This window comes from Bacteroidota bacterium (genome assembly GCA_038746285.1).
In the GTDB taxonomy this organism is placed as follows: domain Bacteria; phylum Bacteroidota; class Rhodothermia; order Rhodothermales; family JANQRZ01; genus JANQRZ01.
Genome location: JBCDKT010000045.1, coordinates 25,737 through 33,495, shown reverse-complemented (window position 1 = coordinate 33,495; position 7,759 = coordinate 25,737). Strand labels below are relative to the sequence as shown.

Genomic DNA, 7,759 nt, shown 5'->3' with positions numbered 1-7,759 from the left:
CGCGTGTTTGGCTGGGCGTGGGCAGTGGTGCATCGAGAGCCGGGTCAGCGTGGGTTCGTAGTGCTGAAGAAGCGTTGGATCGTGGAGCGGACGTTCGCGTGGTTCGGTGGCTACCGTCGGTTGTCGAAGGACTACGAATATCTCCCGGCGGTCAGCGAGGCGATGGTGCATCTGAGCGCGATCCGCTTGATGCTTCGTCGAGTAGCATAGCTTACCAAACAGTCTCTAACTCAGGAACAGGTACGGCTTCCAGTGGTCGTCGAGGCGGCCGATGTAGTCGCGGATGAACATGACGTGGCTGGGGCGGAACGGCTTGCGCTGGAGCGTCATGCCGGCCTCAGCAGGGGTCCGGTTGCCCTTGCGGTTGTTGCACGGCACGCAGGCCGCGACGAGGTTCTCCCAGGTGTCCTTGCCCCCGCGCGACTTCGGCAGGACGTGGTCCAGCGTCAGGCGGTCGTAGCTGCCGCAGTACTGGCAGCGGTGCGCGTCGCGCCGGAGGAGGTTCTTGCGCGAGAGCATGATCCGCTTGTACGGGACGTGGACGTACGCCTTGAGCCGGACGATGCTCGGCCACGGGTGCTCGGCGCGCGCCGAGCGCAGCACCCGGTCGGCGCGTGCGTGGACGAGCTCGACCTTGTGGAGGAAGAGCAGCACCACGGCACGCTCCACGCTGCAGACGCTAATGGCGCGGTAGTCCTGGTTGAGGACGAGGACGTGCCCGCTGAGCGCGCTCACGCCACCCCCCGCCCGCTGGCTGCAGCGGGATGCCAAACGATGCCGGTGTTGGAAGTCGAAACGGAGAAGGCGCGTCGGAGGTCTAGGCCGGAGTGCGGGGCTGCCGGCTAAACGCGGTGCCGGACTCCGGGTTCGAGGCAAAGGAACTGCTGGGCCCGCCACGTCTCGAGCTGCGGGCGGCAGAAGTATACAACCGAAGCGGCCCCTGCGCCGAGGCACAAGGACCGCTCTGGCGATGTCAGCAGGTCGGAAGTTCGGCTACTCGGCCACCCGGTACCACGTCTGCGTCCGGCCCAGCGCGCTGCCCATGAGCGGCACCTTGATGAAGCCTCGCACCTCCAGCGTATTCGCATCGCTGAGCGACATCTTGGCGCTGTACGTCTTGCCGTTGGCCGGATCGGTGATCGTGCCGTCCTCCCACTCGTCCCCGTCCTGCTCCATCCCCTTGATGATCACGACGCCGACGAGCGGCTTGTTGTGGTACTCGCCCTCGCAGATCTCACAGACCTCGGGGATGCTGCCGTCGTCGGGGAGGAGCTTGGCGATCTTGCCGTAGAGCTCGCCGTCCTGCTCGTAGATCTCGACGAGAGACTTCGGCTCACCGGTCTCGTCGTCGATCGTGCGCCACATGCCGATGGGGCTCTGGGCAAACGCGGTGGAGCCGAGGAAAACGCAGGCGACAGCGAGCAGGACAAAGCGGGTCAGGATGTTCATGTCAGAAGAGGTTGGTGTCGAGGATGGTGGTCAGCCGGGGCGGACGGGCGGAGGCACGCAGGGCGTACGGCCGTGCAGCGCGCCGCACACTCTAACGATGGCAATTCGACCCTGTAGACGCAAGCCCTGTTCCAGAGGACCGTGAGACGGTGGACGGAGAACGGTGGACGGAGAACGGTGAGACGATGGCGCGTTGCGCGGCGGCCTCGGTAGTTTTCGCGGTTTTGCTTCCCCCAACCTCCCAACCTCCCAACCTCCCAACCTCCTAACACCCTCCGTTCCCTCCACGCCGAACCCGCCCTCCTCACTCCTCCTTCAGGTGGCCGTTGGACTGGATGCGGCGGTTGCGCTCGCGGGCCTTGCGGACTTCGGGGATGAGCTGCTCGAGGTGCGCGCCGAGATACTCGAGGCGTTCCTCTTCGGTGGCGAGTTCCAGGACTTCCTGCTTGCTCTCCAGGTCGAGCCCGGCGTTCTGGGCGACGACGAACGAGATGCGCTTGGGGCCTTCGTAGATCACCGGGCGGATGTTCTCCCCGGCCAGTTCGAGGAGCTTCATGTGGAGCGTGATGACCCGCTCCCGCGCCGCCGGGTTGGCGACGCCCTCGTCGAGCGGTTCGAAGGAGGTGACGCGGGCCGTGAGGTAGAGCCGCTCCTGGTGGACCTCCTCGATCCGAAAGCGCTCCTCGCCGACGGTGAGGATGTCCATCCGCCCGTCCTCGTAGCGCTGGAGCACACGGTCGATCCGGGCGGTGCAGCCGATGCGGGCCAAGTCCTGGTCCTCGGCCAGCACGATCCCGAAGGGCTCCTCGGTCTCCAGGCAGTGGCGGACCATCGCCTGGTAGCGGTCCTCGAAGATGTGAAGCGGCATCGGTTCGCCGGGGTAGAGGACGACGCCGAGGGGGAAGAGAGGGAGCGCGTCGGGGGTGGGAATAGCCATGAGCCGGAGGGTTAGAAGACGGCGAGCGTCTCTTGAGATGAGGACGCGCGAATCTACCGGTCACGAGAGGCCGCTGTCCAGTAGATTCCGCCTCCCTCTCCCCTCTCCCCCATGCACGTCGCTGATTGGCTCGTTCTCGGCCTCTACGTCGCCGCTATCGTCACCATCGGCGTCTGGGCCAACCGGCGGCAGACCGACACCGAGGCGTACTTCGTCGGCAACCGGGGCGTGGCGTGGTGGGCCGCCGGGCTCTCCATCATCGCCACCTCGTTCTCGGCGGCCTCGATCCTCGGCGTGCCGGGCTACGCCTACGCGAGCGACCTGTGGTACCTCCAGTATCAGTTGGGCGACATCCTCGCGGCGGTCATCGTGGCGGTGCTCTTCATCCCGTTCTTCCACAAGGTGCGCGGCCTCACGACGGCCTACGAGTACCTCGAAGCGCGCTTCGACCTCAAGAGCCGCCTCCTCGGCTCGTCGCTCTTCGCGCTGACCGTCCTACTCCGGGCCGGGACGCTCCTCTACGGCGCCGCCCTCCTCTTCTCCGCCGTCGTCCCGACCGATCTCGTGCCGGGCCTGACGGGCGTCGAGGAGGCCGTCGTGATCTTCGGCGTGATCGCGATTGTCTACACCGTCCTGGGCGGCATCTCGGCCGTGATCTGGACCGACGTGATCCAGTTCGCGATCATGAGTGCCGGGGTGATTGCCTCGATGGCGGTCGTGGTGGCGGGGACGTCGGGGGGCTGGGGCGACGCCTTTGCCGGGGCCGCCGCCGCCGGCAAGCTCGACCTCGTCCACACCGAGGACCTGACGGCGGGGACCGGCCTGCTGACGGCGGTCTTCGGCTACGGCCTCCTCGCGCTCTCGCTCTTCGGGACCAACCAGCAGCCGGTGCAGCGCTACATGACCGTCGCCGAGCCGCGCGACGCGCAGCGGGCGCTCCTCCTGGGGGTCGGGGCAGGCGTCGTCGGCGTCACGCTCTCGCTCCTCCTCGGCGTCTTCCTGTTCCTGTTCTACCAGGAGTTTCCGGCGCTCCTGCCGGACGGGCTCACGCCCGACCAGGTGATGCCGCACTTCGTCAACACCGAGGTGCCGCCTATCCTGACCGGGGCGCTCGTCGCCGCCGTCTTCGCCGCGGCGATGTCGAGCCTCGACTCGGCGCTGAACTCACTCGCGGCGGCCCTCACGGTCGATTTCCTCAGCCGGTTTAGGCCCGAGACGCCGGAGCCGTCGCGGCTGCGGTTCGCCAGGGCAGTCGTGGTGACCGCAGGCATCCTGGGCATCGGAATCGGGATCTACGCGGCGCGGACCGAGGCCCCGCTGATCGACCTCATCCTGAGCTTCATGGGTTACTTCGCGGGCGGGCTCCTCGGGCTGTTCCTGCTCGGGATGCTGACGCGGCGGGCGAACGGGCACGGGGCCTTCGCCGGCGCGATTGTCGGCACGCTCGTCGTGCTGATGGTGACCGAGAACGACTTCGGCCTGCCGGCGCTCTACGCCCTCCTCGGCTTCGAGCCTATCCCGTTTATCTGGTCTACGGCCGTGGGGCTCGGCGTGACGATGACGGTCGGGTACCTGGTCTCGATGCTGGGGCGGCCCGCCTCACCGGAACAGCTCGCCTACAGCGCGGCGCGGGGAGGGTGAGGAGAGCCAGTTTGGCGTGGAGGGAACGGAGGGCCAGGAGAGCGAACAGCGTTAGCGCAGAGCGCGACCGGCTCGTTAAATTGCTCGTTTTCGTCCACCGTCCCACCGTCCCACCGTCCCACCGCTCCATGCTCCGGCTCCTACCGGTCTTCCTGGCTTCGCTCTTCGGCGCGGCGAGCGCCCAGCCAGCGGCCCTCTCGCCGTTCGCGTTCGGCGCGGCGGACGATCCGCTGGAGATGCCGGTGCGCGACGCTCGGCCGCGCGTGGCGCGTCTGATGGCGCTCACTGGACCGTCCTACATCGGCGTGTCGTGGCGCGGCGGGATCGGGCTAGAGGCCGACCTTGCGGCGGGGCCGCTCTCGCTCGGCATCGGCGGGCGGCTTCGCGTCAGCGACGGGCTGTACGAGGAAGACTTCGACGACACCTACGACCTCCTCCGGCTCGTCCGCTACGCCCGGCTCGACCCGACGCCGCGGCTCCCGGTCTACGCGCGCGTCGGCCCCGTCAGGCAGCTCACGCTGGGGCCGGGGCACCTCGTGCGCGCCTTCCAGACGACCTCGGCGTGGGACCACCGGACGGTCGGATTGGAGACGGCCGTGCAACTTCCGTTCGTCCGCGTGATGGGCGTCGCCGACGACGTGCGGCTGAACGGGCTCGTGGGCGGCCGGGGCGAGATTCGCCCGTTCGAGCGCGCGCTCAGTCCGTTTCTGCAGTCGGTGACGGTCGGTGCCACGGCCGTCACCGACCTCCGCCTCCCGGCCGACACGGCCACGACCGCCTTCGCCGTCGACGCCCGCCTAGCGCTGTGGCAGATCGGCGACTTCGCGCTCTCGCCCTACGCGAGCTACGCCCGGTTCACCGAGTACGGTAGCGGATACGGTGGTGGGGTCGAGTTTGCGAGCCGCGACCTCGCCGGGTTCGGGCGGCTCGGGGCGGCGGTCGGGTTCTCCCAGAGCGGTGAGCGGTTCATCCCCGGCTACTTCAACGCGTTCTACGCGCTCAGCAACCCCGGCGCGCGCATCCTGGACGACGAAGCGTTCTTCGCGTCGGGGTCCCCGGTCCCCGTCGGCACACCACTCGACGAGGCCGCCGGCGGCTTCGCGCTGAACGTCGGGCTGCACGCTCTCGTCTTCAACTCGTTCGAGTTCGCCGGCTACGTCCAGCGCGACTTCAGCGGCGACGACCTCACCGAGAGCACGGTCCGCCTCGCCTTCGCGCCGGGCGGAGGCGACCCGCTCCGCTTTGTCTTCGAGGTGCAGCAGCAAGGCCGGAGCGGGTTCTTCGACCTGTTCACCGAGTACGAGGCGCAGAACGTGCTCGTCTTCCACCTCGACTACGCCCTCCCCGGCCCGGCGTGGCTGGTGCTCCGCTCCCGCTACGGCTACGAGCGGCTCGAGGACGGACCGGACGGCGAGGCGCGCTACCTCGTCGAGCGCCGGTTCGAGCCCTTCGTCGGCGTCCGCGTCGCCTTGCAGTAGACGGCGAGACGCTGCGTGACGGGCCCCGCCACGCTTGGCGATGTAGCTTGCAAAACCCGACCCTCGATTCCTGAGCCTCGATGACTGTTCGACCCATCACCGCGGCTGAGACGCGGCCCCTCCGTAGCACGGTCCTCCGCCCCGGGCAGCCGCCTGGGTCGCTCGTCTATCCCGGCGACGACGCCCCCGGCAGCTTCCACGCGGGCGCACTCCTCGACGGCGAGGTCGTCGGCATCGCCAGCATCTTCCCCGAGCCGATGCCGGTCGCGCCGCGCGCCGGCTTCGACCCGGCAGATGCGTTCCGGCTGCGCGGGATGGCGACGCGGCCGGACCTCCAGGGAACAGGCCTGGGGCGCGCCGTCCTCGGCCGCTGCATCGAGCACATCCGCACAACGGGCACGGTCCTGCTGTGGTGCAACGCCCGCACGCCGGCGCTCGGCTTCTACGAGCGGCTGGGCTTCGAAACGGTCGGCGAGGAGTTCGGCATCCCCGGCATCGGGCCGCACTACGTGATGTGGAAAGACGTGCGGCCCCGCAGGTAGCGCGTCCCTGGAGCACGTTGCGCCGGTGCCGCGGCGCGCTCGGCGAGCGCGCCCTACCGGAGCTAGCCTTACCCGAGCTAGCGGCGGGGTAGGGACGCCTCGCCGAGGCGTCCGCTCTGCCGAACCGCCCCGCAAAACACGCTAGCGCTGCGCGGCTCGGTCCTTCGACCAGTCCCGGACGCGCCGGCCTGCGGGCCTCGGCTCGCTCATCACAGCCGTCGGCAGGTCGAACGAGAACGTGGCTCCCTCGCCCGGCGTGCTCTGGACGCGGATCGTGCAACCGTGAAGGTCGAGGATCTTCTTGGTGATAGCGAGGCCGAGACCGGACCCGCTCGCGGCGGTCGAGGTGCGGGCCTCGTCGTTGCGGTAGAAACGCTCGAAGATGCGCGCCTGGTCGGCCTCGCTGATGCCGCAGCCCGTGTCCGAGACGCGGACGACGACGCGCCGGTTCTCGACGGCCGTCGCCACCTGCACGCGGCCACCTTCCGGCGTGTGGCGCAGCGCGTTGTCCGTCAGGTTCGCGATCACGCGCTCGATCAGGCCGATGTCTGCGTGGACCGTCGGCAGGTGGTCCGAAAGCGAGGCCGTGAGCGCGACGCTCTGCGCCTCGGCGCGCGGCTGGAACTGCGCCACCACGTCCTGCACGAGCTCGGCCACGGCGAACGGCTCGACCTCCGGCTCGACCTGCTGCGCGTCGAACTTCGAGAGCTCGAACAGTTCGCCGACGAGGTCGGAGAGCCGGTTGGCGTTGCGGAGGGCGATCGAGAGGTAGCGCTCGGCTTCGTCGGGGCTAAGTTCGTCCTTTTTCATCAGGACGGTCTCGAGGTAGCCCTGGACCGAGGCAAGCGGGCTGCGCAGGTCGTGCGAGACGTTCGCGACGAGCTCGCGCCGGAGCCGGTCGTTGCGCTTGAGCTCGTCCAGGTTCGCCACGATCTTGTCGGCCATGTGGTTGAACGAGACGGCGAGCTGGCCCACCTCGTCCTCGGAGGCCACCGGCACGCGGCGCTCGTAGTGCCCGTGCTCGAACTCCTCGACGACCTCGGTCATGTGGCGCAGCCGCCGCGTGATAAACCCGAAGAGGATGAGGCCGGCGATCGCCGTCAGCAGGAGCGCGAGCGGCAGCGCCCGGAGCGTCCCGCTGGCGATGAACGACTCGCGCAGCATGGCGAGGGCCGAGTCGTAGGCCTCGGTGCCGAGCGTGATGTAGAGGTAGCACCCCGTCTCGCCCATGATCTCGACCGGAGCGACCGAGAACGGGCGCTGGCGGCCCGGCTGGAGCGGGTCGTCGCCGAGGATCGGGAAGTCGTCCGCGCCGGACATCATGCGGTCGAGCGGCCCCACGTCCACGACCGGCATCGCCACCTCGTGGCCTGGCCCCACGAACGCGCCCTTAATCATGCCTGTATCGCCGAGCAGGTAGACGTCAATGCGGCGGTTGATCGTCGTCAGCCCTTCGATAATGCTGCTGATGGCCTCCTGGTCGATGTCGGTGCGGAGGTGGGGCTGGAACTGCGGGGCGAGCGTCCGCGCGAGGTCGCGGTTGAGGCGCTGGTCGGCCGCCTCGGTCAGCCGGATCGCGGACTGGGCCGTCCACACGGCCAGCACCACCCCGAGCGCGACGAGGAGCACGAGGAAGATGGCCGAGAGGCGGGCGTAGAACGAGAGCAGGAAGCGTTTCACGGGTCGGGGGGCAGAAGTTGGGGGTCTCACGT

At 68.9% G+C, this 7,759-nt stretch carries 8 protein-coding genes; 4 read left to right on the top strand and 4 right to left on the bottom strand.

Annotated features, from left to right (window positions below):
* On the top strand, nucleotides 1-210 hold a 210-nt coding region (locus AAGI91_13535), incomplete at its 5' end, for a transposase (protein MEM1043637.1).
* A 15-nt stretch (nucleotides 211-225) separates the two neighbouring features.
* On the opposite strand, the gene AAGI91_13530 is transcribed toward AAGI91_13535, so the two are convergent.
* The 3 genes from AAGI91_13530 to AAGI91_13520 all read right to left on the bottom strand — a co-directional run bounded on the left by AAGI91_13530 (nucleotide 226) and on the right by AAGI91_13520 (nucleotide 2,386).
* Nucleotides 226-771, bottom strand: coding sequence for an HNH endonuclease (locus AAGI91_13530; protein MEM1043636.1), 546 nt, complete (start codon nucleotides 769-771; stop codon nucleotides 226-228).
* Between the two features lie 222 nt (nucleotides 772-993).
* Nucleotides 994-1,449 (bottom strand): DUF2147 domain-containing protein, encoded by a 456-nt coding sequence (locus AAGI91_13525; GenBank protein MEM1043635.1) that lies wholly within the window; start codon nucleotides 1,447-1,449, stop codon nucleotides 994-996.
* A 304-nt stretch (nucleotides 1,450-1,753) separates the two neighbouring features.
* A complete protein-coding gene (locus AAGI91_13520) occupies nucleotides 1,754-2,386 on the bottom strand; it encodes an LON peptidase substrate-binding domain-containing protein (protein ID MEM1043634.1) in 633 nt (210 codons plus the stop codon).
* A gap of 111 nt (nucleotides 2,387-2,497) precedes the next feature.
* Between AAGI91_13520 and AAGI91_13515 the strand changes: the two genes are divergently transcribed.
* The 3 genes from AAGI91_13515 to AAGI91_13505 all read left to right on the top strand — a co-directional run bounded on the left by AAGI91_13515 (nucleotide 2,498) and on the right by AAGI91_13505 (nucleotide 6,047).
* The gene (locus AAGI91_13515; protein ID MEM1043633.1) at nucleotides 2,498-4,027 is read left to right on the top strand and encodes a sodium/solute symporter; all 1,530 of its coding nucleotides are present in this window, start codon (nucleotides 2,498-2,500) and stop codon (nucleotides 4,025-4,027) included.
* 128 nt (nucleotides 4,028-4,155) lie between these two features.
* Complete coding sequence (locus AAGI91_13510) at nucleotides 4,156-5,505, top strand: hypothetical protein (GenBank protein ID MEM1043632.1); 1,350 nt, start codon at nucleotides 4,156-4,158, stop codon at nucleotides 5,503-5,505.
* An 80-nt stretch (nucleotides 5,506-5,585) separates the two neighbouring features.
* A complete protein-coding gene (locus AAGI91_13505; GenBank protein MEM1043631.1) occupies nucleotides 5,586-6,047 on the top strand; it encodes a GNAT family N-acetyltransferase in 462 nt (153 codons plus the stop codon).
* 141 nt (nucleotides 6,048-6,188) lie between these two features.
* On the opposite strand, the gene AAGI91_13500 is transcribed toward AAGI91_13505, so the two are convergent.
* Nucleotides 6,189-7,727 carry a HAMP domain-containing sensor histidine kinase gene (locus AAGI91_13500; GenBank protein MEM1043630.1) on the bottom strand — a complete coding sequence of 513 codons (1,539 nt, stop codon included), beginning with the start codon at nucleotides 7,725-7,727 and terminating at the stop codon, nucleotides 6,189-6,191.
* Between the last annotated feature and the right edge of the window lie 32 nt (nucleotides 7,728-7,759).

What these genes read in the sequence shown, in the direction of transcription:
- AAGI91_13515 (MEM1043633.1), top strand. Translation starts at nt 2,498, where the DNA reads ATGCACGTCGCTGATTGGCTCGTTCTCGGCCTCTACGTCGCCGCTATC.
- AAGI91_13505 (MEM1043631.1), top strand. Translation starts at nt 5,586, where the DNA reads ATGACTGTTCGACCCATCACCGCGGCTGAGACGCGGCCCCTCCGTAGC.
- AAGI91_13520 (MEM1043634.1), bottom strand. Translation starts at nt 2,386, where the DNA reads ATGGCTATTCCCACCCCCGACGCGCTCCCTCTCTTCCCCCTCGGCGTC.
- AAGI91_13510 (MEM1043632.1), top strand. Translation starts at nt 4,156, where the DNA reads ATGCTCCGGCTCCTACCGGTCTTCCTGGCTTCGCTCTTCGGCGCGGCG.
- AAGI91_13525 (MEM1043635.1), bottom strand. Translation starts at nt 1,449, where the DNA reads ATGAACATCCTGACCCGCTTTGTCCTGCTCGCTGTCGCCTGCGTTTTC.